At 63.3% G+C, this 24,595-nt stretch carries 26 protein-coding genes; 18 read left to right on the top strand and 8 right to left on the bottom strand.

Features of this window, described 5'->3' with window-relative positions:
• Window positions 1-11: 11 nt before the first annotated feature.
• A complete protein-coding gene (locus tag CDO35_RS17860; protein WP_099526012.1) occupies window positions 12-1,040 on the top strand; it encodes an AraC family transcriptional regulator in 1,029 nt (342 codons plus the stop codon).
• Between the two features lie 96 nt (window positions 1,041-1,136).
• On the opposite strand, the gene CDO35_RS17855 is transcribed toward CDO35_RS17860, so the two are convergent.
• Window positions 1,137-1,718, bottom strand: a complete 582-nt coding sequence (locus CDO35_RS17855) for a DUF6436 domain-containing protein (protein ID WP_099526011.1) — start codon at window positions 1,716-1,718, stop codon at window positions 1,137-1,139.
• 125 nt (window positions 1,719-1,843) lie between these two features.
• Here CDO35_RS17855 and bipL point away from each other — a divergent pair, with 125 nt between their 5' ends.
• Entirely contained in the window at window positions 1,844-2,785 is a 942-nt protein-coding gene (gene bipL / locus CDO35_RS17850) for a phospholipase BipL (RefSeq protein WP_099526010.1), read from the top strand.
• On the opposite strand, the gene CDO35_RS17845 is transcribed toward bipL, so the two are convergent.
• Complete coding sequence (locus tag CDO35_RS17845) at window positions 2,782-3,549, bottom strand: hypothetical protein (RefSeq protein WP_099526009.1); 768 nt, start codon at window positions 3,547-3,549, stop codon at window positions 2,782-2,784. The two genes, bipL and CDO35_RS17845, sit on opposite strands and share 4 nt — an antisense overlap.
• Window positions 3,550-3,671: 122 nt before the next feature.
• On the opposite strand from CDO35_RS17845, the gene CDO35_RS17840 reads away from it, so the two are divergent.
• Window positions 3,672-4,295, top strand: a complete 624-nt coding sequence (locus CDO35_RS17840; RefSeq protein WP_099526008.1) for a 2OG-Fe(II) oxygenase — start codon at window positions 3,672-3,674, stop codon at window positions 4,293-4,295.
• 28 nt (window positions 4,296-4,323) lie between these two features.
• Entirely contained in the window at window positions 4,324-4,815 is a 492-nt protein-coding gene (locus CDO35_RS17835) for a 2-thiouracil desulfurase family protein (RefSeq protein ID WP_099526007.1), read from the top strand.
• A gap of 121 nt (window positions 4,816-4,936) precedes the next feature.
• Here CDO35_RS17835 and serA read toward each other — a convergent pair whose 3' ends face one another.
• Window positions 4,937-6,166 (bottom strand): phosphoglycerate dehydrogenase, encoded by a 1,230-nt coding sequence (gene serA / locus CDO35_RS17830; protein ID WP_099526006.1) that lies wholly within the window; start codon window positions 6,164-6,166, stop codon window positions 4,937-4,939.
• A gap of 181 nt (window positions 6,167-6,347) precedes the next feature.
• Between serA and CDO35_RS17825 the strand changes: the two genes are divergently transcribed.
• The 5 genes from CDO35_RS17825 to CDO35_RS17805 all read left to right on the top strand — a co-directional run bounded on the left by CDO35_RS17825 (window position 6,348) and on the right by CDO35_RS17805 (window position 10,983).
• Complete coding sequence (locus CDO35_RS17825; protein ID WP_099526005.1) at window positions 6,348-7,739, top strand: FAD-binding oxidoreductase; 1,392 nt, start codon at window positions 6,348-6,350, stop codon at window positions 7,737-7,739.
• A gap of 113 nt (window positions 7,740-7,852) precedes the next feature.
• The gene (locus tag CDO35_RS17820) at window positions 7,853-8,518 is read left to right on the top strand and encodes a fumarylacetoacetate hydrolase family protein (protein WP_099526004.1); all 666 of its coding nucleotides are present in this window, start codon (window positions 7,853-7,855) and stop codon (window positions 8,516-8,518) included.
• Between the two features lie 111 nt (window positions 8,519-8,629).
• Window positions 8,630-9,547 carry an SdiA-regulated domain-containing protein gene (locus tag CDO35_RS17815; protein WP_099526003.1) on the top strand — a complete coding sequence of 306 codons (918 nt, stop codon included), beginning with the start codon at window positions 8,630-8,632 and terminating at the stop codon, window positions 9,545-9,547.
• A 102-nt stretch (window positions 9,548-9,649) separates the two neighbouring features.
• Window positions 9,650-9,997 carry a NirD/YgiW/YdeI family stress tolerance protein gene (locus tag CDO35_RS17810; RefSeq protein WP_021490467.1) on the top strand — a complete coding sequence of 116 codons (348 nt, stop codon included), beginning with the start codon at window positions 9,650-9,652 and terminating at the stop codon, window positions 9,995-9,997.
• A gap of 71 nt (window positions 9,998-10,068) precedes the next feature.
• Complete coding sequence (locus CDO35_RS17805) at window positions 10,069-10,983, top strand: SdiA-regulated domain-containing protein (protein ID WP_099526002.1); 915 nt, start codon at window positions 10,069-10,071, stop codon at window positions 10,981-10,983.
• Here the strand turns inward: CDO35_RS17805 and CDO35_RS17800 are convergent.
• Window positions 10,980-11,315 carry a YegP family protein gene (locus tag CDO35_RS17800; RefSeq protein WP_099526001.1) on the bottom strand — a complete coding sequence of 112 codons (336 nt, stop codon included), beginning with the start codon at window positions 11,313-11,315 and terminating at the stop codon, window positions 10,980-10,982. The two genes, CDO35_RS17805 and CDO35_RS17800, sit on opposite strands and share 4 nt — an antisense overlap.
• Window positions 11,316-11,375: 60 nt before the next feature.
• On the bottom strand, window positions 11,376-11,828 hold the full coding sequence (gene cadR / locus CDO35_RS17795) for a Cd(II)/Pb(II)-responsive transcriptional regulator (protein WP_099526000.1): 453 nt from the start codon (window positions 11,826-11,828) through the stop codon (window positions 11,376-11,378).
• An 80-nt stretch (window positions 11,829-11,908) separates the two neighbouring features.
• Between cadR and CDO35_RS17790 the strand changes: the two genes are divergently transcribed.
• Together CDO35_RS17790 and CDO35_RS17785 are read left to right on the top strand one after the other, a co-directional pair.
• Window positions 11,909-14,128, top strand: a complete 2,220-nt coding sequence (locus tag CDO35_RS17790) for a heavy metal translocating P-type ATPase (protein ID WP_099525999.1) — start codon at window positions 11,909-11,911, stop codon at window positions 14,126-14,128.
• A gap of 11 nt (window positions 14,129-14,139) precedes the next feature.
• Window positions 14,140-14,475 carry a DUF3703 domain-containing protein gene (locus CDO35_RS17785; RefSeq protein ID WP_099525998.1) on the top strand — a complete coding sequence of 112 codons (336 nt, stop codon included), beginning with the start codon at window positions 14,140-14,142 and terminating at the stop codon, window positions 14,473-14,475.
• A gap of 67 nt (window positions 14,476-14,542) precedes the next feature.
• Here the strand turns inward: CDO35_RS17785 and rpiA are convergent, their stop codons facing one another.
• Window positions 14,543-15,214 carry a ribose-5-phosphate isomerase RpiA gene (gene rpiA / locus CDO35_RS17780; protein ID WP_059392378.1) on the bottom strand — a complete coding sequence of 224 codons (672 nt, stop codon included), beginning with the start codon at window positions 15,212-15,214 and terminating at the stop codon, window positions 14,543-14,545.
• Between the two features lie 159 nt (window positions 15,215-15,373).
• Between rpiA and ilvA the strand changes: the two genes are divergently transcribed.
• Both ilvA and CDO35_RS17770 read left to right on the top strand, forming a co-directional pair.
• Window positions 15,374-16,888 carry a threonine ammonia-lyase, biosynthetic gene (ilvA, locus tag CDO35_RS17775; RefSeq protein ID WP_099525997.1) on the top strand — a complete coding sequence of 505 codons (1,515 nt, stop codon included), beginning with the start codon at window positions 15,374-15,376 and terminating at the stop codon, window positions 16,886-16,888.
• Between the two features lie 85 nt (window positions 16,889-16,973).
• A complete protein-coding gene (locus CDO35_RS17770; protein WP_099525996.1) occupies window positions 16,974-17,414 on the top strand; it encodes a DUF2269 family protein in 441 nt (146 codons plus the stop codon).
• A gap of 259 nt (window positions 17,415-17,673) precedes the next feature.
• Here the strand turns inward: CDO35_RS17770 and CDO35_RS17765 are convergent, their stop codons facing one another.
• Window positions 17,674-18,327, bottom strand: a complete 654-nt coding sequence (locus CDO35_RS17765) for a histidinol-phosphatase (RefSeq protein WP_099525995.1) — start codon at window positions 18,325-18,327, stop codon at window positions 17,674-17,676.
• Window positions 18,328-18,471: 144 nt separating this feature from the next.
• On the opposite strand from CDO35_RS17765, the gene CDO35_RS17760 reads away from it, so the two are divergent.
• Both CDO35_RS17760 and ptsP read left to right on the top strand, forming a co-directional pair.
• The gene (locus CDO35_RS17760) at window positions 18,472-18,951 is read left to right on the top strand and encodes an RNA pyrophosphohydrolase (RefSeq protein ID WP_099525994.1); all 480 of its coding nucleotides are present in this window, start codon (window positions 18,472-18,474) and stop codon (window positions 18,949-18,951) included.
• An 18-nt stretch (window positions 18,952-18,969) separates the two neighbouring features.
• Window positions 18,970-21,249, top strand: coding sequence for a phosphoenolpyruvate--protein phosphotransferase (ptsP, locus tag CDO35_RS17755; RefSeq protein ID WP_099525993.1), 2,280 nt, complete (start codon window positions 18,970-18,972; stop codon window positions 21,247-21,249).
• Window positions 21,250-21,328: 79 nt separating this feature from the next.
• Here ptsP and CDO35_RS17750 read toward each other — a convergent pair whose 3' ends face one another.
• Window positions 21,329-22,072, bottom strand: a complete 744-nt coding sequence (locus CDO35_RS17750) for an NRDE family protein (protein WP_099525992.1) — start codon at window positions 22,070-22,072, stop codon at window positions 21,329-21,331.
• Window positions 22,073-22,201: 129 nt separating this feature from the next.
• Here CDO35_RS17750 and CDO35_RS17745 point away from each other — a divergent pair, with 129 nt between their 5' ends.
• From CDO35_RS17745 to CDO35_RS17735, 3 genes are read left to right on the top strand one after another with little or no spacing between them, the layout of a single operon-like run.
• Window positions 22,202-22,984 (top strand): sulfite exporter TauE/SafE family protein, encoded by a 783-nt coding sequence (locus CDO35_RS17745; protein WP_099525991.1) that lies wholly within the window; start codon window positions 22,202-22,204, stop codon window positions 22,982-22,984.
• A gap of 10 nt (window positions 22,985-22,994) precedes the next feature.
• Window positions 22,995-23,795: a prolipoprotein diacylglyceryl transferase gene (gene lgt / locus CDO35_RS17740; protein WP_099525990.1), complete on the top strand. Its 801-nt coding sequence runs from the start codon at window positions 22,995-22,997 to the stop codon at window positions 23,793-23,795.
• On the top strand, window positions 23,795-24,589 hold the full coding sequence (locus CDO35_RS17735; RefSeq protein WP_037001239.1) for a thymidylate synthase: 795 nt from the start codon (window positions 23,795-23,797) through the stop codon (window positions 24,587-24,589). The genes lgt and CDO35_RS17735 overlap by 1 nt, the downstream gene beginning before the upstream one ends.
• Window positions 24,590-24,595 lie beyond the last annotated feature (6 nt).

Genomic DNA, 24,595 nt, shown 5'->3' with positions numbered 1-24,595 from the left:
CTGGAATCCTTATGCCCGATAACGCCTTCGTCGCCCTCACGCATTCTTCGACCTTGCGCCGCCTGCTCTACGAGGCGTTGGCCGCGTTGGGGTTCGACCCGACCGACACCTACCGCCGCGCCTACGCCGGCGTGGCGCTGGCGGCACCGCTGCTGGAGGCGCGAGAGGAGCACGACAACGCGCCGCGCTTCTGGCAGGCGCTGGAGGGCATCAGCGGGGATGCCGACATCGGCCTGCACCTGGGTGAGGTGATGCAGCCACGGCCGATGGATGTGGTCAGCTACCTGCTGTTGGCGGCGCGTGATCTGCGCCAGGGCTTGCAGGCTTTCGTGCGCTTCCAGCACATCCTCTCAGGCGGTTTTGCCGCACGGCTGGAGGAGCAGGGCGATGAAGCGCGGCTGGTGATCGACCTCAACTACCGCGAGGTTGGCTCGTTGCGTCAGCAGATGGAATGTCTGGCCGTGCTGCTGAGCAAGATGCTGGCGTCCGCGGGCGGCGAGCTGCCGCTGCAGGGAGTGGAGTTTCGCCATCGCGCGCCGCGCAAACTTGCCGAGCATCGTCGCCTGCTCGGTGTCGAGCCGTGTTTCTCGCGGCCTCACGACGTGCTGATCCTGCCGCGGGCGCTGCTCTCGCGGCCCTCGCGCAGTGCCAGCCCGCGACTGTTCGAGGTGCTCAGTGAGGAAGCCGAGAGGCAGTTGGCTGGTTTGGTGGAGAATCAGTTGCTGGTGCGGGTGCGCTACTGGCTGGAGGTCAATCTGGGTACTGCTACTTGTAGCCTCGAGGCCTGTGCGCTTGCTCTGGGTAGCAATCGCAGTGCATTGCAGCGCTCATTGAGCGAGCAGGGCAGCAGCTTCCGTGCATTGCACGACGAAGTGCGGCGTTTGCGCGCGTTGCGCCTGCTGGACCAGGGCCTGGGCGTACGCGAGGTGGCGCGGGCCTGCGGTTTTGCAGAGTTGTCGCCGTTTTACCGGGCGTTTCGCCGCTGGCAGGGCGGCACGCCGCGCGGTCTGGTATCGCGCCACGGATCGACTGGCGAGTGAAGAGCGTTCGTAGGGTGGGTTATGCCGCATCACACAGAGCTGATCGGCCGGTAAACGCGGCAGGCGGTTAACCCAACCTACGTTGCTCGGGCCTCGTCAGTTGCTGGTCGGCGCGGCCCATTCGCAGAAGCAGCCCACTGCCAGGGTATTGCTGGCATTCACCTTGCGCCCAGCCGAGAGCGCTTCGAGTATGGGTTCGATGAAGCTGTTGCTCGAGTTGCAGACCAGGCCTTCGCTATAGGGGCCGAAGTAGGCCAGCTGGCCCTGTTTGTCCCAGATCGCCACGGCGGGGCTGGCTGGCAGGTTGGCGCTGCCGGGCAGCTCATCGATGGCCTGTAGCGCGACCAGTTCGGCGGGCAGGCGGCCCTGGCTGCCGGGCTTCTGGACGACGTGAAATTGCACGCCTTGTGGCGTGTAGTGTTCGATCAGCTCGGCCAGGTGCTGCTGGTTGCCGACATTGCATGGGCAGGCCGGGTCCCAGAAATGCACCAGGCGGATCGCACCGGGGCCGCTCAGCTCGTCGGGCAATTGCAGTTCGGCGCCGGAGAACACCGCCGCGCGTTCGTCGAAGGTGCGCAGGTAACGCGTTTCGAACCAGCGGTAGGCCAGCACCATGCCGGCCAGCCAGGCCAGGGCGAGCAGGATGATGAGCAGGTTCTTGCGTGACAGGCGGGGCATGGCGCGGGCCGGGGGTAAAAAGGGCGTGTAGCTTGCCACGATGCGTCGGGCAGCTGAATATCGCAGCATTCGAGACGATGGCGCCGGTATCGACCGCGCGCCTCGCGCAACTTATGGAAAGCCCTATGTCAGAGCCGTTTCAGCCCGATCAATTGCGCCCCCTGCTGCGACCCTTGGCCGCAGCGCGTCTGGACTTGCCGGCGCTGCAGGCGTACCGCAGCTTCTACGGTTTTGACCTGGCTGCACGTTTTGCCGGGTTGGACAACCGCCTCGGCAGCTTCAATGCCGCCGGCTACCAGATCGCCGTTCAGCTGTGGGCGCCAGCCGAGCCGCGCGGTACGCTGCTGCTGTTGCACGGCTATTACGACCATATGGGCTTGTACCGGCATGTGGTCGACTGGGCGCTGAGCATGAACTTCGCCGTGCTCGCCTGCGACCTGCCGGGGCACGGACTGTCCAGCGGCGCGCGCGCCAGCATCGGTGACTTTGCCGAATATCAGCAGGTGCTGGGCGGCTTGTTCGAGCAGGCCAGCGAGCTGGGGCTGCCGCAGCCCTGGCACCTGTGCGGGCAGAGCACCGGCGGGGCGATCCTGTTGGACTATCTGCTCGCGGACGGCAAGCGTCCGGAGCTGGGGCAGAGCATTCTCCTGGCGCCGCTGGTGCGACCGCGTGCCTGGGGCTGGTCGAAACTCAGCTATCGGGTGCTCAGCCGGTTCGTGCGGGAAATTCCTCGGCGCTTCAGCGATAACTCCAGCGACGCCACCTTCATTGACTTCGTACACAACCTCGACCCCCTGCAGCCACGCAGTTTGCCCACGGCCTGGGTGGGGGCGTTGGCCAAGTGGGTGCCGCATATCGAGGCGGCCGGGCGCAGCACGCACAGCCCGTTGATCATTCAGGGTGAGGCGGACATGACGGTGGACTGGCGCTACAACCTCGAGGTGCTGCAGAGCAAGTTCAATCAGCCGCAGATCCTGCGCCTGACAGAGGCACGTCACCATTTGGCCAATGAGAACGAGGGGTTGCGCCAGCGGTACTTCGATTTTCTGCGCGAGCGCCTGGCTTAGATGCCCTGCGGCGCTGGCGCAAGCTCATTGGTACTCATGCCCACGGCGAGGCCGGCACGCAGCGCCTGCAGCGCGGCCTGGTAATAGGCTTTGCCCGCATCCGACTGGGCGAATTCGACGAACTGCTCCAGCTCGGGGTCGCTCAATTCGCGGTAGACATGCAGCAGGGTGTTGTCGAGGTCTTGTTCGATCTGCGTCATCAGGCGTTCGCGCTGGCCATTGAGCAACCCCTGGGCCTGGCCGCCACCGAGCAGGCCGGGAAGCATCTGGCTGAGGCTGTCGGCCGCCACGCCGGCCAGCGCCAGGCTGACTTCGGCGCCGGCTTCCTTGGCTGGCAGTGCCTGCGCCAGATGGCGAATCAGCAGGCGTCGGGTGGCATCCGCGTCGGTGCGCGGCAGGCCATTCTCGTACTTGGCCAACTGGTCGCGACGCGTGGCCAGCGTTTCGGCGGCGACGATCTTGCGCCCCAGTTCGGATTCGAAGAAGGCCAGCGCCGGCTGCGGGTCGGCCAGTTCCATGCCCAGGCTGTGCTGCGCGCGTTGGTCGATGGCGGCAGCGGCGAAGCGGCGATTGCTGTTATCTACCAGGGCCTGGAATACCGCCGGTGGCAGGGTGCTGCGGTAGCGCTGCTGAGCGGCATCGAGTGCCTGGTTGAAATGTTCGCGCTGTTGCGGCCAACCGGCAGCCTGATACAGGCGCAGGTGGTCGTCTGCCAGGGCCGGCAAGGTCAGGCCAATCAGCAACAGGGCAAACAGAACGCGCATCGAGAACTCCTTGGCAAACTTTCCTGGCCGGCCGCAGGGTGCTGCGGCCCGCTATTTTCGGTGGCTGAAAGGGGCTTGTCGAGCTATGTCTAGCGGCTAGCCGGCGCTGTACAATCGCCGCCATGACCGAACCCCGCCCGCAAGACCTCTTCTCCGGCCTTATCGACGACCTTGCCAGCCAGGGTTGGTCGCAACGGGCGCTGTTCGCCCCAGAAGTTCTGACCCGCGAACTGGCCGCCGAGTGCCGCACACGTGCGCGCAATGGCGAACTCAATGCCGCCAGCGTTGGTCGTGGGGGCGCGCAGCAGATACAGGAAGGGATTCGTGGTGATCGCATTCAATGGCTGGAGCCTGGTCAGAACCAGGCCTGTGACCAGTACCTGCAACTGATGGATGACCTGCGGCAGGCCCTGAACCAGGAGCTGTTTCTGGGACTGGAGGACTACGAGTGCCATTTCGCTTGCTACGAGCCAGGGGCGTTCTACCGACGCCATCTCGACCGCTTTCGCGATGACGATCGCCGCGCGGTGTCGGCGGTGCTCTATCTGAACGACAGCTGGCAGGCCGAGCAGGGTGGTGCATTGCGCCTGTATCTCAATGACGGACGCGAGCATGACGTGTTGCCCCTGGCGGGCACCCTGGCACTGTTTCTGTCCGGGGACATGCCTCACGAAGTGCTGCCGGCCACCCGCGAACGGCTGTCGTTGACCGGCTGGTTCCGGCGTCGAGGTGACGCGCTACTATGAGTCCTGTGCGCGGTCATGGAGAGAGCTGATGCACAAGATATTGGTCAGTCGCTGCCTGCTCGGGCATCGGGTGCGTTATGACGGCGGTGCTCACGGTCCCTTCGATCAGCTTCAGCAGTGGCTGGACGAGGGGCGGGTGGTGGCGCTGTGCCCGGAAGTGGCGGGCGGTTTGCCGACGCCGCGCCCACCTGCGGAAATTCGCGGTGGCCAGGGTGGTGCGGTGTTGGATGGCCGTCTGCCTGTGCTGACGATCGAAGGCGAAGACGTGACCGCCGCGTTCGTCGATGGCGCCGAGCAGGCACTGGCGCTGGTACGTGAGCACGGCATCCAGATCGCCCTGCTCAAGGCGCGCAGCCCTTCGTGCGGCAATCTTGAAAACTACGACGGCAGCTTCAGTGGTGTGCGGGTGCCGGGCGAGGGTGTGACAGCAGCCCTGCTGAAGCGAGCAGGGGTGAAGGTGTACAACGAAATGCAGTTGGACGAAGCGGCCGCCGAGTTGGCGCGGTTGGAGCGGGATTGAGGTAGCCCGGATGCAATCCGGGGCACGGTGGTGCGCGCGGCGCACCCTACGGAATGAGAAAGGGAGGCCGAAGCCTCCCTTTGTTCATTTCTGCATACCGCCGACGCGCAGCAGCTCCGGTTTAGAACAGAACGCGGCTGCGGATCGTGCCGTTGACGTGCTGCAGTTTCTCCAGCGCCAGGTCGGAGTACTCGGCGTCGACGTCGATCACCACGTAGCCGACCTTGTCGTTGGTCTGCAGGAACTGGCCGGAGATGTTGATGCCGTTGTCGGCGAACACCTTGTTGATCTCGCTCATCACACCCGGAACGTTCTCGTGGATATGCAGCAGGCGGTGCTTGCCCGGGTGCGCCGGCAGGGCCACTTCAGGGAAGTTGACCGAGGACACCGAGGTGCCGTTGTCGCTGTACTTGACCAGCTTCTCGGCTACTTCCAGGCCGATGTTGGCCTGCGCTTCGGCGGTGGAACCACCGATGTGCGGGGTCAGGATCACGCGATCCAGGCCACGCAGCGGGCTTTCGAACTCTTCGTCGTTGGACTTGGGCTCGACCGGGAACACGTCGATGGCCGCACCGATCAGATGCTCGTCCTTGATCGCATTGGCCAGGTGATCCAACTCGACCACGGTGCCGCGTGCGGCGTTGATCAGGATGCCGCCCTTCTTCATTGCACGGATTTCCTTCTCGCCGATCATCCACTGGGTGGATGGCAGCTCAGGCACGTGCAGCGAGACGATGTCGCATAGACCCAGCAAATCGTACAGGTCGCCGATCTGCGTGGCGTTACCCAGCGGCAGCTTGGTCACGGTGTCGTAGAAGAACACCTGCATGCCGAGGGCCTCGGCCAGTACCGAGAGCTGGGTGCCGATGGAACCATAGCCGACGATGCCCAGCTTCTTGCCGCGGATCTCGAAGGAGTTGGCCGCCGACTTGATCCAGCCACCACGGTGGCAGGAGGCGTTCTTCTCGGGAATGCCGCGCAGCAGCAGGATGGCCTGGGCCAGTACCAGCTCGGCCACCGAGCGGGTGTTGGAGTAAGGCGCGTTGAATACGGCGATACCGCGCTCGCGGGCGGCGTCAAGGTCGACCTGGTTGGTACCGATGCAGAAGCAACCGACGGCGACCAGCTTCTTCGCACAGTCGAAGACCTCGGCGGTCAGCTGGGTGCGCGAGCGAATACCGATGAAGTGGGCATCGGCGATCTTTTCTTTCAGCTCTTCGCCTGACAGCGCGCCCTTGAGGTACTCGATGTTGCTGTAGCCGGCTGCCTTCAGCGTGTCTACGGCATTCTGGTGGACGCCTTCGAGAAGAAGGAACTTGATCTTGCTCTTGTCGAGAGAGGTCTTGCTCATCGGAGTACCTGTTGTCCCAGGGATGTTTTCAGGGAAGGGCTGAGAAGCTCAGCCAGCGCCCGTAGATCACCGCATAGCTCGATTCACGGGGTGCGTATGCTAGCATGTTCGCCTTTTTCAATGCTCGGTTGCGACCTGAATGGTTCTCAGGGCGACCATGAATCCTTTGAGAGTTCAGTAGATGACCACCCCTGCCCAGATCGAAGAGCTGAAGACCCTGGTTGAACCAGGCAAGGTATCGACCGACGCCGATTCCCTGGAAACCTACGGCAAGGATTGGACCAAGCAGTTCGCTCCGGCACCTTCGGCCATCGTCTTCCCCAAGACCACCGAGCAGGTGCAGGCCATCGTGCGCTGGGCCAATCAGCACAAGATCGCCCTGGTGCCGTCGGGCGGCCGCACGGGTCTGTCCGCCGCTGCTGTGGCCGCCAATGGCGAGGTGGTGGTGTCGTTCGACTACATGAACCGCATCGTCGAGTTCAACGAGTACGACCGCACCGTCGTCTGCCAGCCGGGCGTGGTAACCAAGCAGCTGCAACTGTTCGCTGAAGAGAAGGGCCTTTATTACCCGGTGGATTTCGCCTCAAGCGGTTCCAGCCAGATTGGTGGCAACATCGGCACCAATGCCGGTGGAATCAAGGTGATTCGCTACGGCATGACCCGTAACTGGGTCGCCGGCCTGAAAGTGGTCACCGGCACCGGCGAACTGCTTGAGCTGAACCGCGACCTGATCAAGAACGCCACCGGCTACGACCTGCGCCAGCTGTTCATCGGCGCCGAAGGCACGCTGGGCTTCGTCGTCGAGGCCACCATGCGCCTGGAGCGTGCGCCGAAGAACCTCACCGCGATGGTGCTCGGCACGCCGGATTTCGATTCGATCATGCCGGTGCTGCACGCCTTCCAGGGCAAGCTCGACCTGACCGCCTTCGAGTTCTTCTCCGACCGCTGCCTGGAGAAAATCCTCGGCCGTGGTGACGTGCCGGCGCCGTTCGAGAGCCGCACGCCGTTCTATGCCCTGCTGGAGTTCGAGGCGCTGAACGAGGATGTGGCCAACGAAGCGTTGGCGACCTTCGAGCACTGCGTCGAGCAGGGCTGGGTGCTCGACGGCGTGATGAGCCAGAGTGAGCAGCAACTGCAGAACCTGTGGAAGCTGCGCGAGTACATCTCCGAGACCATCAGCCACTGGGTTCCCTACAAGAACGACATCTCCGTCACCGTCGGCCAGGTACCGGCCTTCCTCAAGGACATCGACGATATCGTTTCGGCCAACTACCCGGATTTCGACGTGCTCTGGTACGGCCATATCGGTGACGGCAACCTGCACCTGAACATCCTCAAGCCCGAAGCGCTGGCCAAGGAAGACTTCTTCGCCAAGTGCGCGGTGGTCAACAAGTGGGTGTTCGAGATCGTCGAGAAGTACAACGGCTCGATCAGTGCCGAACACGGTGTTGGCATGACCAAGCGCGATTATCTGCAATACAGCCGCTCGGCGGCCGAGATTGCGTATATGAAGGCGATCAAGGCGGTGTTCGATCCCAACGGGATCATGAACCCCGGCAAGATCTTCGCCTGATCGCAGACGCCCGCCTGACAGCGGGCGTTTTCGTATCCGGCCCCGCGTCGGTTAAGGTACGGCACCGGCCACAAGCCGCCATGCCCACAATATAAACAACACAGGAGTCGGTGATGAGCTATCAGCACCAGTACGTCGACGGAACCACCGTCCACTTTCCCCTTGGCAAGGTCGTGTGCATCGGCCGTAACTACGCCGAGCACGCCAAGGAACTGAACAACCCGGTGCCCAGCGAACCCTTGCTGTTCATCAAACCGGGCTCCTGTGTGGTGCCGCTCGATGGCGGTTTCGCCATTCCCGATGATCGCGGTTCGGTGCATTACGAGGCGGAGATCGCCGTACTGATCGGCAAGCCGCTGTCGAAGAAGCCGGATGCCGAGGAGGTGCGAGACGCCATCAGCGGCTTCGCCCCCGCGCTGGATCTGACCCTGCGCGATGTGCAGGCCAAGCTCAAGGAGAAGGGCTATCCCTGGGAAATCGCCAAGAGCTTCGACGGTGCCTGCGTGCTGGCGCCCTTCGTGCCGGGCGATGCCATCGAGGATCTGGCCGATATCGGCATTCGCCTTGTGATCAATGGTGAAACCCGCCAGGACGGCAATAGCCGCGACATGCTCAACCCCATCGTGTCGATGATCCAGCACATGGCCGTGCACTTTGCCCTGCAGCCTGGCGACGTCATCCTCACCGGTACGCCGGTCGGCGTGGGTGCGCTGAACAAGGGCGACGAGCTGGTTTTGGAGCTGGTCGGTCACAGTCGCTTCACCAGCCGCGTGCTATAAGACGCGCTCAGCGCCTGAGCGCTGAAGTCGGTCGCCGTCCTCCTCTCTGGACGGCGGAACTCCTCTCGACAGCGGATGTCGGATTGCCATCATGCAGCCGAGCCGTAGCCGATGTCCGCTCTCCTTCGTAAGATTCGCCGCCCCCGCTACTGGCTTTCAGGCCTGGCAGTCGTCGCCTTGGGTGCACTGGCGCAGACCCAGCACTGGGATGACCGCGCCCAGTTATGGCTGCAGGAACGCTCGACGCCATTGGTTGATCGCCTGGCCAGTGTCTGGTTGCCGGGTTACCGCGCGGTGATCCAGGCCAAGGCGCTGGCCGGCCTGGAAAAGGACGAGACCTCGGGGCTGACCTATAACCCGCAGACCGGCACCTTGTTCACCGTCACCGGCAAGAATCCTCTGCTAGTGGAGCTGTCGCGTGAGGGTGAAGTCCTACGGCGCATCGAGCTCAAGGGTTTCGCTGACCCTGAGGGCGTGGAGATGATGGACAACGGTCTGATGGCCATCGTCGATGAGCGGCGTCGCCAGCTCACCACGTTCACCCTGGGCGACGATGATCTCGAATTGAATGCGGCCGATTTCCCCGGCTTCGACCTGGGGTTCGCCGAGTCAGGCAACAAGGGTTTCGAAGGGCTGGGTTGGGACTCACGTAGCCATAGCCTGCTGCTTGGCAAGGAGCGCAGTCCACTGGGGTTGTTCAGCATGCCGTTCCCTGGAGCTGACGATGACGTTGGGGTCTTGCACCCGTTGGCATCCGCTAACCTCGGCCTACGCGACATTTCCTCGTTGAGCGTCGATGAGCGCACGGGCCACGTACTGGTGCTCTCCGATGAGTCGCGCATGTTGCTGGAGATCGATCGCGCTGGTCAGCCGGTCAGCTTCCTCAGCCTCAATGCGGGCTTCAATGGTCTGGAGCAAGGCATCAAGCAGGCCGAGGGGGTGGCTATGGATGAAGAGGGCAACATCTATATCGTCGCCGAGCCCAACCTGTTCTATGTCTTCAGTAAACCGGCGCCGGATGCCGGATGAGCGCCCGTGACGGATTCAGTTTCGCTTAAGCGTCGATTCAGTCTGGCTTCAGCTAGCGACACTAATCTGACCCCGTCACTTACGAACAACGAGGTTCACACCATGAAACGTACCGCTCTCGCTCTGATGGTTCTGCCGCTGCTCAGCACCGCTGCTTTCGCCACCGGTTACACCGGCCCTGGCGCCACCCCGCAGGTCACCACCGTGGCTGCTGCGCTGGAAGCTGCTGACGACACCCATGTTGTTCTTGAAGGTCAGATCGTCAAGCGTCTGCAAGATGAACTCTACGAGTTCAAGGACGCCACCGGCACCATCCAGGTTGAAATCGACGACGAAGACTGGCCGGGCCAGAAAGTCTCGGAAACCGCCAAGGTGCGCCTGACCGGTGAAGTCGACAAGGACTTCAACAGCCGCGAGATCGATGTCGATCGCGTTGAGCTGATCAACTGATCGCGATATCCCGCCCGCCCGCCACGTTAAGCCCGTGGCGGGCTTTTCCGTGGTAGTCAGAGAAACTCATCATGCGTCGTCTGCTCTCCATCAACCCCTGGCTTTATCTGCTGTTGTTCGTGCTGTTGATTGGAGCCGTGCTGGGCCAGCAGTATCGATTGTTCGAGCGAGCCTGGTTCTCCGTGCAAGAGTGGCAGCACGGTGCGCAGTGGCGCGAGCAGTCACTGTGGCTAGGCGACTACCGCGTGGTGATCGAGGCCAAGCCTATTGCCGATATCAGTGATGTTTCGGCGCTGACCTACGATCCGGATCGGCGCAGCCTGTTCAGTGTCACCAATAAGCCGGCCAAGGTGATCGAGATGAGCCTGGACGGTGAGCTCAAGCGCACTATCGACCTCGAGGGTTTTGGTGATCCTGAGGCTATCGAGTATGTGGCGCCCGGTGTCTACGTGATCGCCGACGAGCGCGAGCAGCGTCTGGTCAAGGTACGCATAGACGACGCCACGCGAGTGATCGATGCCGCCGACTTCCAGCAGCTTTCCCTGGGGATCGGCCGCAACGGCAACAAGGGTTTCGAGGGCCTGGCTTACGATGCAAAGAACCAGCGTCTGCTGGTAGCCAAGGAGCGCGACCCGGTGCGCATTTTCGAAGTGTTGGGTTTCCCCCATGTCGACGAGAGCAAGCCGCTGGCGCTGCAGGTCAATACCGACCCGAAGCGTGATGCCCGCTTGTTCGTGCGCGATCTTTCCAGCCTTGATTTCGATGCGGCGACGGGCCACATGCTGGCGCTGTCGGATGAATCTCGCCTAGTGATCGAGCTGAACGCCGACGGCAAGCCGGTCAGCACCCTGTCGCTGCTGCGTGGGCAACATGGCCTGCAGCGCGGTGTGCCGCAGGCCGAGGGCGTGGCAACGGACGACGATGGCAACCTGTATCTGATCAGCGAGCCGAATCTGTTCTACGTGTTCAGGAAGCAGAGCGACTAATTCGTCTGGTCGTCGGTCGGCGCGCCCGGTGCATTGTTTTGCACCGACTCGATGCCATTCTTGCAACTGGCGGCACTGGCATACATCTGACTTTGCCCGACCACTTGGCCGTTGGTGGCCATGAGCAGGAAGTAGTGTTTGTCGTTGCTCGAGGTTTTGCTCTCGAAGGCGCCGTCGCGTTGTGAGTTCTTCTTCACCGACTCGATGCCGTTGAGCGCTGAATCCTTGGCCTTGTACATCTCACTGCTGAGGATGACCTGGCCATTGCTCGCCAGCAGGTTGAAGTGGAACTGGCCGTCTTTGGCCTTCTTCAGTTCGAATTTTCCAGCCATTTTCGTTTCTCCCTGAGTGTCCGGTGAGATACCGGAGCGGTGCCCAGCAAGCTTAGTTCATCAATGCGAGTGGCTCTTGCCAACATGGGTATGGCCGTCGTCCGGCAGCGGTTGCACGCCACCGCTGACGTTGAGCTGGCGCAGGATACCGCAGTCTTCCGCCTCCTTGGGGCCGTTGCAGCGGTCGCGCAACTCGGTGAGTTGGCCGCGTAGCGCCTGCAGGCTGTTTATGCGTGCCTCGACGTGCTCGATATGTTCGTCCACCAGGCTGTTGATGCCGGCGCAGCTCTCATGCGGCAGGTCACGCAGAGCCAGCAGCCGCTGGATTTCTTCTAGGGTCATGTCCAGCGTCCGGCAGTTGCGGATGAATACCAGGCGCTCCAGGTGCGGAGCGCCATACAGGCGGTAGTTGCCTTCGCTGCGTGCGGGCGCCGGGAGTAACCCTTCACGCTCGTAATAGCGCACGGTTTCCACCTGGCAGCCGGCCTTTTTCGCCAATTCTCCGATTTTCATGGGTTCGCCTCCGCGAGTGCTTGACCCTATAGTGACTACAGGGTGTGTACTCGGCAACAGATACCTGACGGAGACTTGCCATGAGCCGTTGCTGCGACCACTCGCACGAACAGCCGCCTGCCCACCACGAACATGCCCACGGCCACGCCGGGCATGATCACGATGCTCATCAGCAGTCCGTTGACGAGCCGCTGAGTGGCCCGCTGAACACCCGCATTCGTATCGAGCAGATGGACTGTCCCACGGAAGAACGCCTGATCCGTGATGCACTGGGTCGGCTACCGGGCGTGGCGGGCCTGCAATTCAACCTGCTGCAGCGCGTGCTTACCGTCAGTCACGACGAGGGGGCGCTGGCCCAGGTTCTGCCTGCCATCGAGGCTCTGGGCTTCACGCCGCAGTTGCAGGATGAGAACACCGCTCAGCAGCCGGTCGCCGCTCCCGTGCAAAAGCCCTGGTGGCCGCTGGCGTTGGCCGGGGTGGTGGCGACCGCTTCCGAGGTCGTGCATTTTGCCGAGCTCGGTCCGGACTGGCTGGTGGCACTGCTGGCGGTGGCCGCCATCCTGGTGTGCGGGCTGAACACCTACAAGAAGGGCTGGATCGCCCTGAAGAATCGCAACCTCAACATCAATGCGCTGATGAGCATCGCCGTGACCGGCGCCGTGCTGATCGGCCAGTGGCCAGAAGCGGCGATGGTGATGGTGCTGTTCACCCTGGCCGAACTGATCGAGGCGCGCTCGCTGGACCGGGCGCGCAATGCGATTCGCGTGCTGATGGATCTGGCGCCACCTCGCGCGACGGTGAAACAGGCCGATTGTGCTTGGCAGGAAGTGGACGTGCAGTCCATCGGACTGGGCGCCGTGGTGCGTGTGCGACCCGGTGAACGCATCAGCCTCGATGGTGAGGTGGTCGGCGGCTCGTCAACGGTCAATCAGGCGCCGATCACCGGAGAAAGCCTGCCGGTAGAGAAGGGTGTGGGCGATCCGGTGTTCGCGGGCACCATCAACGAGGCCGGTTCGCTGGAGTTCCGCGTAACGGCGGCGGCACGCGACACCACCCTGGCGCGCATCATCCATGCGGTCGAAGAGGCGCAGGGTTCGCGCGCGCCTACCCAGCGTTTCGTCGATCAGTTCTCGCGCATCTATACCCCGGCAGTGTTCGCTTTCGCCCTGGTGGTTGCCGTGCTGCCGCCGTTGCTGATGGGCGGTGCCTGGCTCGACTGGGTCTATCGTGCCCTGGTGCTGCTGGTGGTGGCGTGCCCCTGCGCACTGGTGATCTCCACGCCGGTGACCATCGTCAGCGGCCTGGCAGCCGCTGCGCGCAAGGGCATCCTGATCAAGGGCGGCGTGTATCTGGAGAACGGCCGGCATCTGGCGCTGCTGGCCTTGGACAAGACCGGCACCCTGACTCACGGCAAACCGGTGCAAACCGACATTCTCCACCTGCTGGAAGTGGATGAGCCGCTGCACGCCGCCTGGGCAGCGAGCCTGGCCGCGCGCTCCGACCATCCGGTTTCCCGGGCATTGGCTCAGCACGCCGCAGAGCAAGGGCAGGCGCTGCATGAGGTCGAGGGCTTCGAGGCGCTGCCAGGGCGCGGCACCAAGGGCATGGTCGATGGCACGCTGCTTTATATAGGCAACCATCGCCTGGTCGAAGACCTCGGGCTCTGCTCTATGCAGCTGGAAGAGCGTCTGGAGGCGCTGGAGCGTCAGGGCAAGAGCGTGGTGGTGTTGTGCGACGAACAGCGCGCGCTGATGCTTTTCGCCGTCGCAGACACGGTGCGTCAGACCAGCCGCGAGGCGGTCGCCGAACTGCACGAACTGGGCGTACGCACCTGCATGCTCACTGGTGACAACGCCCACACCGCGGCAGTCATCGCCGAGCAGGTCGGCGTCGACGAGGCGCGTGGCGACCTGCTACCTGCGGACAAGCTGGCCTGGGTCGAGGCGCGCCAGGCGCAGGACAAGGTGGTGGGCATGGTTGGCGATGGCATCAACGATGCGCCGGCGCTGGCCAAGGCCGAGATCGGCTTCGCCATGGGCGCCGCCGGCACCGACACGGCCATCGAAACCGCAGATGTCGCGCTGATGGATGACGACCTGCGCAAGATTCCGGCCTTCGTGCGCCTGTCGCGGCAGACCCACGCCATCCTGGTGCAGAACATCGTCCTGGCGCTGGGGATAAAGGCTGTTTTCCTAGCCATGACGCTAACGGGGGAGGCGACCATGTGGATGGCCGTGTTCGCCGACATGGGCGTGAGCCTGATGGTGGTGTTCAACGGCCTGCGCTTGTTGCGCAAATGAAGGAAGGCGATATGAACATGGAACTGCAAGCCGCCATCGACGAAGCTTTCACTCAGGCGCAACGCGAACTTCGCGCTCATCGCAGCGCCGCAGCGCTGGTCTGGCTGGAACGTGCACACATCCTCACTCAGCGGCGCCCGTGGCTGCATGCGCGTTCGCACTGGCTGATGCTGCAGGCAGGCTGGCAACAAGGGGATATGCGTGAGGTGCTGGGGCAAATGCCGCGCATCCTGGCAGCGCTGTTGTTCTCGCGCATCTGGGTGCCCATCGGCAACACTGGGCGGGCGCGGGTCAGTGCTTTTCAACCCATGCCGATGAGTGAGGAGCTGCGTCGCCTGTTGGAGTAGGCGGCGCATTGGCAGGCTCCGTAGCCCGGATGCGATCCGGGCTACGATTGACGCGACTGCTGGCGTCTCAGCGCTTGAGCGTCTTCACGCCTTCGGCGGTGCCGAGCAGCAGCAGATCGGCCGGGCGGGCGGCGAACAGGCCATTGGTGACCACGCCGACGATGGCGTTGATGTCCGCCTCCAGTTTTACCGGATCGGTGATCGACAGGTTGTGCACATCAAGGATGACGTTGCCGTTGTCGGTCAGCACGCCCTCGCGGTATACCGGGTCGCCGCCCAGCTTCACCAGCTCGCGCGCCACATGGCTGCGCGCCATGGGGATCACTTCGACCGGCAGCGGGAAGTTGCCCAGCACCGGCACCAGTTTGCTGGCGTCGGCGATGCAGATGAAGGTCTTGGCCACGGCGGCGACGATCTTTTCGCGGGTCAGCGCTGCGCCGCCGCCCTTGATCAGGTGCAGACGCTCGTCGCTCTCGTCGGCGCCGTCGACGTAGAACTCCAGTTCGGCGGTGCTGTTGAGGTCGTAGACCGGGATGCCATGGCCTTTCAGGCGTGCGGCGGTGGCTTCGGAGCTGGCGACGGCGCCGTCGAAGTCCATCTTGTGCTTGGCCAGCGCGTCGATGAAGAAGTTGGCGGTGGAGCCGGTGCCTACGCCGACGATGCTCTTGCTGTCGAGGCGCGGGAGAATGTGGTCGACGGCGGCCTGGGCCACGGCCTGTTTCAACTGATCCTGGTTCATCGCGGGGGAATGCCTGGGAAGGTAGAGAGTTAAGCCGCGAATTATAGCCGCAAGTATTGTGCTAACGGGGCAGAACCCGCGCCTTTCGTATGGTCGTCCGGCGCGGCGCTGGGGTAGACTCGGCAGTCCTCTCAAAGCCCGAACGCCTGCGAAATCGCCATGCTCGAACAGTACGTGAAGAAGATCCTCACCTCGCGCGTTTATGACGTCGCGGTGGAAACCCCGCTGCAACCCGCCCGTCAGCTCAGTGAGCGGCTGGGTAGCCAGATTTGGCTCAAGCGCGAAGATCTGCAGCCGGTGTACTCGTTCAAGATTCGCGGCGCCTACAACAAGCTGGCGCAACTGTCCCCGGAAGAGCTGGCGCGTGGCGTTGTCACCGCCTCGGCCGGCAATCATGCGCAGGGCCTGGCCCTGGCGGCCAAGCACCTGGGCGTGAAAGCGACCATCGTCATGCCGCGCACCACGCCGGAGCTGAAGGTGCAGGGCGTGCGCTCGCGCGGCGGCAAGGTGGTGCTGCACGGCGATGCCTTCCCCGAGGCGCTGGCGCATTCACTGAAGCTGGTAGAAGAGAAGGGCTACACCTATATCCACCCGTACGACGATCCGCTGGTGATCGCCGGGCAGGGCACCGTGGCCATGGAAGTGCTGCGCCAGCATCAGGGCCATATCGACGCCATCTTCGTCCCGGTCGGCGGCGGCGGCTTGATCGCCGGTATCGCGGCTTACGTGAAGTATCTGCGTCCAGAGATCAAGGTGATCGGCGTCGAGCCGGATGACTCCAACTGCCTGCAGCAGGCGATGGCGGCTGGCGAGCGCGTGGTGCTGCCGACGGTCGGGTTGTTCGCCGATGGCGTGGCAGTGGCGCAGATCGGCCAGCACACCTTCGATATCTGCAAACATCACGTCGATGAGGTGATCACCGTCAGCACCGACGAGATCTGTGCGGCGATCAAGGACATCTACGACGATACTCGCTCGATCACCGAGCCGGCCGGTGCGCTGGCCGTGGCCGGAATCAAGAAGTACGTCGAGCGCCAGGGTGCCAACGGCGAAGTGCTGGTGGGCATCGATTCCGGCGCCAATGTCAACTTCGACCGCCTGCGTCATGTGGCCGAGCGCGCCGAGCTTGGCGAGAAGCGCGAGGCGATCATCGCCGTGACCATCCCCGAGCAGCCGGGCAGTTTCAAGGCCTTCTGCGAGGCGGTTGGCAAGCGCCAGATCACCGAGTTCAACTATCGCTATCACACTGATCGCGAAGCGCACATCTTCGTCGGTGTGCAGACCCATCCGGAGAATGACCCACGCCAGGCGCTGGTCGAAGGCCTGCGTGCGCAGGGCTTCCCGGTGCTGGACCTGACCGATAACGAACTGGCCAAGCTGCATATCCGCCACATGGTCGGTGGTCATGCTGCTGGCGTCGGTGACGAGATGGTGCTGCGCTTCGAATTCCCCGAGCGGCCGGGTGCACTGTTCAACTTCCTGCAGAAGCTGGGCGGGCGCTGGAACATCTCGATGTTCCACTACCGCAACCACGGCGCTGCCGATGGCCGCGTGCTGGCCGCGCTGCAGGTGCCAGCGGACGAACGCCATCTGGTGCCAGCGGCGCTGGACGCCATCGGGTATCCCTACTGGGATGAAAGCGAGAATCCGGCCTACAAGCTGTTTCTCGGCTGAGCACGGGTAGGGCGGGTGTAACCCGCCGCCGCGTTCTCGCGAGTTGCCCCCGCCCTACTTAATCGCCGAATAAAAGGAAACCACGATGGAACACTACCTGCTGGTTCGCATCCTCCACAGCGCCCCGGGCGTGTTGCTGCTGCTCGGCCTGATCGCCCATGGCATCATGCTGTTCAAGGCGCAGCGCGGTGGCGATTCCGCCGTGCTGGCGCGCAAGCTGCGGGTGACTCTGCTGTTCAGCTTTCCGGCGTTCGCCGTGCTGGCGCTGAGCCTGCCGGTCACTGGCTACTGGCTGGTGGACACCGCCGGCTGGCCGCTGGGGCAGACCTGGCTGCTGCTGGGCAGCATTCTCTATGCGCTGATGATGCTGCTCGGTTTGCTGCTGGCCGGTCGCCTGGCCGTCTGGCGTGCGCTGGGTGATGCGCCAGCGCCAACAGCGTTGAAGCGCCTGTGCCTGATCTATGCCGGGCTGATTCTGGTATTGCTGATCGCCATCATGGCGTTGATGGGCGCCAAGCCGGCTTGAGCGGGTCTGCGGGCTACTCGCTTCGCTCGCGAGACCGCCCTACGTTTTACCGGCTGCGCTTGCTTTGCGCCTGTAGGGGCGGCTGGGCGGCATTGCGCTTCAGCCGCGATTGCCGCTATCAAAGATTTCGCGGCTGAAGCCGCTCCTACAACTGCGTGTTCAGCCCGGTAGGGTGTCGCGGGGCCGCCCAGGCTGTGCGCACCGGCGGCTGACGCTGGAACTTGCGGTGCGCACGGCGCCCTACGTTTGGCTGTGACGCTCAGCGCAGCGAGATCACCGGCCAGCCGCGCTCGGTGGCGGTGGCGCGCAGCACGTCATCCGGGTCGACTGCCACGGGGTTGGCCACCGCTTCGAGCAGCGGCAGGTCATTGCGTGAGTCGCTATAGAAGTAGGCCCCGTCGAGGTTGTACCCCGTCTCTGTCAGCCACTCGTTCAGTCGCGTCACCTTGCCACCCTGATAGCACGGCGTGCCGGTGATCTGCCCGGTATAGCGGCCGTCCTGCATGCCGCATTCGGTGGCGATCAGCGTCTCCACGCCCAAGCGTTCGGCGATGGGCGCGGTGACGAAACGGTTGGTGGCAGTGATGATCACCAGCTTGTCACCTGCGGCGCGGTGCTCGGCCAGCAGTGCCTCGCCCTTGGCCAGAATGATCGGCTCGATCACCTCGGACATGAACTCGCGGTGCCACTGCGCCAGTTGCGCCATGTCGTGGCGTCCGAGAATGGCCTGGCTGAAATTCTGATAGGCCACCACGTCCAGTTTGCCGGCACAGTAATCGGCATAGAAGGCATCGTTGCGCGCGAGGTACTCGGCTGCGTCGACCAGGCCGCGCTGGCAGACGAATTCGCCCCAGCTGTGGTCGCTGTCGCCAGCCAGCAGGGTGTTGTCGAGATCGAAAAGGGCCAAGCGCACGGTTCGTTACCTGTTCTGTGGAAAGGGGAGGCGCGCCAGAATAGCCGCTTTGCCGGGGCTTTCAAACTGCACCTAAACCCGCGTTGCTGCTGTCGCCGGCTTTGTGGAACAATGCCGGAACTTGCGTGTACGAGGTTGCTTGCCGTGATCGATTCTGATGGTTTCCGCCCGAATGTCGGCATCATCCTGACCAATGATTTCGGCCAGGTGCTCTGGGCCAGGCGTATCAACCAGGATGCGTGGCAGTTTCCCCAGGGCGGCATTAATGATCGTGAATCGCCGGAAGAGGCGCTTTACCGTGAACTGAATGAAGAGGTCGGGCTCGAAGAGCAGGATGTGAATATCCTCGCCTGCACCCGAGGCTGGTTGCGTTATCGTTTGCCGCAGCGTCTGGTGCGCACGCACAGCCAGCCGCTGTGCATCGGACAGAAGCAGAAGTGGTTTCTGCTGCGTCTGACCGGAGCTGAAGACCGCGTACGCATGGACCTGACCGGCAAGCCCGAATTCGATGGGTGGCGCTGGGTCAGTTACTGGTACCCGTTGGGTCAGGTGGTCACATTCAAACGCGAGGTCTACCGCCGCGCGCTCAAGGAACTCGCCCCGCGCCTGATAGTGCGCGACTGATACGGACCCCAACCGAGCATGCTCAATACGCTGCGCAAGATCGTCCAGGAAGTAAACGCCGCCAAGGATCTCAAGGCGGCGCTATCGATCATTGTGCAGCGGGTCAAGGAAGCGATGGGCAGCCAGGTCTGCTCGGTCTACCTGCTCGATGCGGAAACCAACCGTTTCGTATTGATGGCCACCAACGGCCTCAACAAGCGCTCCATCGGCAAGGTCAGCATGGCCCCCAGCGAGGGCCTGGTCGGCCTGGTCGGTAGCCGCGAAGAGCCGCTGAACCTCGAAGACGCCGCCAGCCATCCCCGTTACCGTTATTTTGCCGAGACTGGCGAGGAGCGCTACGCCTCCTTCCTCGGCGCGCCGATCATCCACCATCGCCGGGTGATGGGCGTTCTGGTTGTGCAGCAGAAGGAGCGCCGCCAGTTCGACGAGGGCGAGGAAGCTTTCCTGGTCACCATGAGCGCGCAGCTCGCTGGCGTTATCGCCCATGCCGAGGCGACTGGCTCGATCCGCGGCTTGGGTCGCCAGGGCAAAGGCGTGCAGGAGGCCAAGTTCGTCGGCGTGCCGGGCGCACCGGGGGCAGCGGTCGGTACCGCTGTCGTGGTGCTGCCCCCGGCCGATCTCAATGTAGTTCCAGACCGCAGCGTCGATGACATCACGGCGGAGCTGGAGCTGTTCGACAAGGCGCTCGGCTGGGTACGCGAGGACATGCAGGAGCTGTCCGAGAAACTCGCCACTCAGCTGCGCAAGGAAGAGCGCGCGCTGTTCGACGTCTACCTGATGATGCTCGAGGATGCTGCGCTGGGTAACGAGGTGCGCAAGGTCATCCGTACCGGGCAGTGGGCGCAGGGCGCCTTGCGCCAGGTGGTGCTCGACCACGTCAATCGCTTCGAACTGATGGACGATGCTTACCTGCGTGAGCGCGCGAGCGATGTGCGTGACCTCGGTCGGCGCCTGCTTGCTTATCTGCAGGAAGAACGCAAAACCACGCTGGTCTACCCGGATAACACCATCCTGGTCAGCGAGGAGCTGTCGCCGGCGATGCTCGGCGAAGTGCCGGAAGGCAAACTGGTCGGTCTGATCTCGGTGACCGGTTCGGGCAACTCCCACGTGGCGATTTTCGCCCGCGCCATGGGTATTCCCACGGTGATGGGCGTGGTCGATCTGCCGTACTCGAAGATCGACGGGATCAAGCTGATCGTCGATGGCTACCATGGCGAGGTCTTCACCAACCCCAGCGAGCTGCTGAGCAAGCAGTACGCTGAGGTTGTCGAGGAGGAACGCCAGCTCACCGAAGGGCTCGATGCCCTGCGTGCGTTGCCGTGTGAGACGCTCGACGGCCATCGCATGCCGCTGTGGGTCAACACCGGTCTGCTCGCCGATGTGGCGCGCGCCCAGCAACGCGGCGCCGAGGGCGTCGGCCTGTACCGTACCGAAGTGCCATTCATGATCAATGAGCGCTTCCCCAGCGAGAAGGAACAACTCGCCACCTATCGTGAGCAGTTGCAGGCCTTCCATCCGCTGCCGGTGACCATGCGCACCCTGGATATCGGTGGCGACAAGTCGCTGTCCTACTTCCCGATCAAGGAAGAGAACCCCTTCCTTGGCTGGCGCGGCATCCGCGTGACCCTCGATCACCCGGAAATCTTCCTGGTACAGACCCGCGCCATGCTCAAGGCCAGTGAGGGGCTGAACAATCTGCGCATCCTGCTGCCGATGATTTCCGGCACGCAGGAGCTGGAGGAGGCGCTGCACCTGATTCACCGTGCCTGGGGCGAGGTACGTGACGAGGGCACCGATGTGCCGTTGCCGCCTATCGGCGTGATGATCGAGATCCCGGCAGCCGTTTACCAGACCCGCGAACTGGCACGCCAGGTGGACTTCCTTTCGGTCGGCTCCAACGACCTGACCCAATATCTGCTGGCCGTAGACCGCAACAACCCGCGTGTAGCCGATCTCTACGACTTCCTCCATCCGGCGGTGCTGCAGGCGTTGCAGAAGGTGGTCAACGACGCGCACATCGAAGGCAAGCCGGTGAGCATCTGCGGCGAGATGGCGGGTGATCCGGCGGCGGCCGTGTTGCTGCTGGCGATGGGCTTCGATTCGCTGTCGATGAACGCCACCAACCTGCCCAAGGTGAAATGGCTGCTGCGCCAGGTGACCCAGAGCAAGGCCAAGGAGCTGCTCGGCCAGGTGATGACCATGGACAACCCGCACCTGATCTACAGCACCCTGCATCTGGCGTTGCGCAATCTGGGCCTGGGTCGGGTGATCAATCCAGCGTCCAATATCCAGGCCTGATCGCTTGTACGAGCGAGCTCTGCTCGCGAAGCTTTTGTGCACCAGGATTCGCGAGCAGAGCTCGCTCCCACCGCGCGGCTTACCCGCTTAAGGCGACCTCGCCTAGCACGGCGCCATGCGGGCCGAAGCTGCGTTCGATGATGCTCCAGTCGCCATTGTGCTCAAGGCTCAGCACCGTGCTGGCGCGAGTGCCATAGGCGGCGCTCGCGATGAACACACTCGACAGCAGCCGCTCCGTCGCCAACCCCACGCCCGTATCCGGCAGCAGCTGATCGTCCGGCTGGCTACTGTCGCTCAGCAGCCCCAATAACGCTTCATCCCCGCTCTCGACTTGATCGCTCAAGGCATTCTTGGCACGCAGCAGCTTCGGCCAGGGCGTATCGAGATTGGCATTGGACAGGCCATAAATGCCGCTCTGCAGTTGCCGGGGCCGGCCTTCCGCAGAGTTGAAGTGCCAGAGCTGGTGGCGGTCGCCAACCAGCAGGTTGAACCCGGCATGGGCTGCCGAGTCACGCATGATTCTGTCGAGATAGGCCGGTGCCGACTCCTGGCTCAGCAGGTAGTCAGCCGTCAGCGCGCCGCGTGAGCGTGGCCCGGCTTTCTGCCTGGGGTCGCGGATGTTGGTCAGCGCCGCGAAGCGACCTTGCGTGGTAACGCCGAGCCAGGTGCCGCCGGCCTGCAGGTCGCGGCCAGCGAATACGCCAGGGGCGTCCTGCCACTCACCCAGTGCGGCGCTGGGGCGCTCGTAGAATTCGTCGCGATTGGCTGCAAGGCGCAGCACCGTCTGGTTTTCGGGCTGCCAGGCAAAGACGATCAGGCACATGCGGATTCCTCCGGTGGCGGAGTCTGGCAGGCTAGCGAGCTCAGCCAGGGGCGGCAACCGTTCCGTCGACCCGTATGCCGTTGAGTGGGCATTTCCGCTACCATGCCGCTTTGTTTTTTGGGGGTGTCGATGGAACTGCTGCTCTACCTGGTGCTGGGTTCGGCCGCCGGTGTGCTGGCTGGCCTGTTCGGCGTGGGTGGCGGCCTGATCATCGTGCCGGTGCTGGTGTTGAGCTTCACCTCCCAGGGAATGGCAACGGAAATCCTCACCCATCTGGCAGTGGGCACGTCCCTGGCGACCATCGTCTTCACCTCGATCAATTCGTTGCTCGAGCATCATCGCAATGGCGCGGTGCGTTGGCCGCTGTTTCGTTGGCTGGCCGTCGGTATCCTGCTCGGTGCAGCGTTAGGGGCGATGACGGCGGCGTTGATACAGGGGCCGTTGTTGCAGAAGATCATCGGTACGTTCGCCATCGTCGTGGCGGCGCAGATGGCGCTGGACCTGAAACCCAAGGCCAGCCGCGATGTCCCAGGCAAGCCGGCGCTGACGTTGGCCGGCGGAGTGATTGGCTGGGCCTCGGCAATTTTCGGCATCGGTGGTGGTTCGTTGACCGTGCCCTTTCTGGTCTGGCGCAGCGTGCCGATCCAGCAGGCGGTGGCCACTTCGGCGGCTTGTGGATTGCCGATCGCCATCGCCGGTGCGCTGAGTTTCATGTTCACTGGCTGGGGGAATGCGCATCTGCCGCCATGGAGCGTCGGTTTCGTCTACCTCCCGGCGTTGCTGGGTATTGCCGTGACCAGCATGTTCTTTGCCCGTTTTGGTGCGCGCCTGGCCCATCGCCTGTCGCCACTGTTGCTCAAGCGTCTGTTCGCCCTGCTGCTGTTTAGTGTGGGTCTGAGTTTTTTCATCTAAGGAGTCCTGGATGCTGCCTTATCCGCAGATCGACCCGGTGGCCATTGCCCTCGGCCCCCTGAAAATCCATTGGTACGGCCTGATGTACCTGGTCGGCATCGGTGGTGCCTGGCTACTGGCATCGCGCCGGCTGGAGCGTTTCGATGCGACCTGGACCAAGGACAAGCTGTCCGACCTGGTGTTCTGGGTGGCCATGGGGGTGATTCTCGGTGGGCGTCTGGGCTACGTATTTTTCTATGATTTTGCGGCCTATATCGCCGAACCGGCGAAGATCCTGCGAGTTTGGGAGGGCGGTATGTCCTTCCATGGCGGCCTGATCGGGGTGATGCTGGCGACCTGGTGGTTCGGCAAGCGCAACGGCAAGAGCTTCTTCGAGCTGATGGACTTCATCGCACCGCTGGTGCCGATCGGTCTGGGTGCTGGGCGCATCGGTAACTTCATCAACGCCGAGTTGTGGGGCAAGGCCAGCGACGTGCCGTGGGCGATGATCTTCCCTACCGACCCGCAGCAGTTGGCGCGTCATCCGTCGCAGCTGTATCAATTCGCCCTGGAAGGCGTGGCGCTGTTCACCATCCTTTGGTTCTACTCGCGCAAACCGCGCCCGACCATGGCCGTTTCCGGCATGTTCGCCGCCTGCTACGGGGTGTTCCGCTTCATCGTCGAGTTCGTCCGCGTGCCCGATGCTCAGCTCGGCTACCTGGCCTGGGGCTGGCTGACCATGGGTCAGATTCTCTGCCTGCCAATGATCCTCGGCGGTATCGGCCTGATTGCCTACGCCTACAAGCGCCAGCCCGTACAAGGAGCCGTCTGATGAAACAGTACCTCGACCTGATGCGCCACGTGCGTGAGCACGGCACCTTCAAGGAAGACCGTACCGGTACCGGCACCTACAGCGTGTTCGGCTACCAGATGCGCTTCGACCTGGCAGATGGCTTCCCCATCGTCACCACCAAGAAGTGCCACCTGCGCTCGATCATCCACGAGCTGCTGTGGTTCCTGCAGGGTGACACCAATATCAAGTACCTCAAGGACAACGGCGTCAGCATCTGGGACGAGTGGGCCGACGAGAACGGCAACCTGGGCCCCGTCTACGGATACCAGTGGCGCAGCTGGCCGGCGCCCAACGGCGAGTCCATCGATCAGATCGCTAAGCTGATCGAGATGATCAAGAAGAACCCGGACTCGCGTCGCCTGATCGTCTCGGCCTGGAACCCCGCGCTGGTCGAGCAGATGGCGCTGCCACCGTGCCACGCGCTGTTCCAGTTCTACGTCGCCGACGGCAAGCTCAGTTGCCAGCTCTATCAGCGCTCGGCAGACATCTTCCTAGGCGTGCCCTTCAACATCGCCAGCTATGCGCTGCTGACGCTGATGGTGGCGCAGGTCTGCGGCCTGCAGCCGGGCGAGTTCATCTGGACCGGCGGCGACTGCCATCTGTACGCCAACCACATCGAACAGACCGACCTGCAGCTGACCCGCCAGCCGCTGCCGCTACCGACCATGAAGCTCAATCCCGAGGTGAAGGACCTGTTGGCCTTCAAATTCGAGGACTTCGAACTGGTGGGTTACGAAGCGCACCCGCATATCAAGGCGCCGGTGGCGGTGTAGGCAAGC

This window comes from Pseudomonas sediminis, from assembly GCF_002741105.1.
GTDB lineage: Bacteria > Pseudomonadota > Gammaproteobacteria > Pseudomonadales > Pseudomonadaceae > Aquipseudomonas > Aquipseudomonas sediminis.
This window is presented reverse-complemented; position numbering and strand designations above follow the sequence as displayed.

Bases quoted from the DNA above. Each gene is read 5' to 3' on its own strand.
- CDO35_RS17860 (WP_099526012.1), top strand. From the start codon at position 12: ATGCCCGATAACGCCTTCGTCGCCCTCACGCATTCTTCGACCTTGCGC.
- CDO35_RS17855 (WP_099526011.1), bottom strand. From the start codon at position 1,718: ATGCCCCGCCTGTCACGCAAGAACCTGCTCATCATCCTGCTCGCCCTG.
- bipL (WP_099526010.1), top strand. From the start codon at position 1,844: ATGTCAGAGCCGTTTCAGCCCGATCAATTGCGCCCCCTGCTGCGACCC.
- CDO35_RS17845 (WP_099526009.1), bottom strand. From the start codon at position 3,549: ATGCGCGTTCTGTTTGCCCTGTTGCTGATTGGCCTGACCTTGCCGGCC.
- CDO35_RS17840 (WP_099526008.1), top strand. From the start codon at position 3,672: ATGACCGAACCCCGCCCGCAAGACCTCTTCTCCGGCCTTATCGACGAC.
- CDO35_RS17835 (WP_099526007.1), top strand. From the start codon at position 4,324: ATGCACAAGATATTGGTCAGTCGCTGCCTGCTCGGGCATCGGGTGCGT.
- serA (WP_099526006.1), bottom strand. From the start codon at position 6,166: ATGAGCAAGACCTCTCTCGACAAGAGCAAGATCAAGTTCCTTCTTCTC.
- CDO35_RS17825 (WP_099526005.1), top strand. From the start codon at position 6,348: ATGACCACCCCTGCCCAGATCGAAGAGCTGAAGACCCTGGTTGAACCA.
- CDO35_RS17820 (WP_099526004.1), top strand. From the start codon at position 7,853: ATGAGCTATCAGCACCAGTACGTCGACGGAACCACCGTCCACTTTCCC.
- CDO35_RS17815 (WP_099526003.1), top strand. From the start codon at position 8,630: ATGTCCGCTCTCCTTCGTAAGATTCGCCGCCCCCGCTACTGGCTTTCA.
- CDO35_RS17810 (WP_021490467.1), top strand. From the start codon at position 9,650: ATGAAACGTACCGCTCTCGCTCTGATGGTTCTGCCGCTGCTCAGCACC.
- CDO35_RS17805 (WP_099526002.1), top strand. From the start codon at position 10,069: ATGCGTCGTCTGCTCTCCATCAACCCCTGGCTTTATCTGCTGTTGTTC.
- CDO35_RS17800 (WP_099526001.1), bottom strand. From the start codon at position 11,315: ATGGCTGGAAAATTCGAACTGAAGAAGGCCAAAGACGGCCAGTTCCAC.
- cadR (WP_099526000.1), bottom strand. From the start codon at position 11,828: ATGAAAATCGGAGAATTGGCGAAAAAGGCCGGCTGCCAGGTGGAAACC.
- CDO35_RS17790 (WP_099525999.1), top strand. From the start codon at position 11,909: ATGAGCCGTTGCTGCGACCACTCGCACGAACAGCCGCCTGCCCACCAC.
- CDO35_RS17785 (WP_099525998.1), top strand. From the start codon at position 14,140: ATGAACATGGAACTGCAAGCCGCCATCGACGAAGCTTTCACTCAGGCG.
- rpiA (WP_059392378.1), bottom strand. From the start codon at position 15,214: ATGAACCAGGATCAGTTGAAACAGGCCGTGGCCCAGGCCGCCGTCGAC.
- ilvA (WP_099525997.1), top strand. From the start codon at position 15,374: ATGCTCGAACAGTACGTGAAGAAGATCCTCACCTCGCGCGTTTATGAC.
- CDO35_RS17770 (WP_099525996.1), top strand. From the start codon at position 16,974: ATGGAACACTACCTGCTGGTTCGCATCCTCCACAGCGCCCCGGGCGTG.
- ptsP (WP_099525993.1), top strand. From the start codon at position 18,970: ATGCTCAATACGCTGCGCAAGATCGTCCAGGAAGTAAACGCCGCCAAG.
- CDO35_RS17750 (WP_099525992.1), bottom strand. From the start codon at position 22,072: ATGTGCCTGATCGTCTTTGCCTGGCAGCCCGAAAACCAGACGGTGCTG.
- CDO35_RS17745 (WP_099525991.1), top strand. From the start codon at position 22,202: ATGGAACTGCTGCTCTACCTGGTGCTGGGTTCGGCCGCCGGTGTGCTG.
- lgt (WP_099525990.1), top strand. From the start codon at position 22,995: ATGCTGCCTTATCCGCAGATCGACCCGGTGGCCATTGCCCTCGGCCCC.
- CDO35_RS17735 (WP_037001239.1), top strand. From the start codon at position 23,795: ATGAAACAGTACCTCGACCTGATGCGCCACGTGCGTGAGCACGGCACC.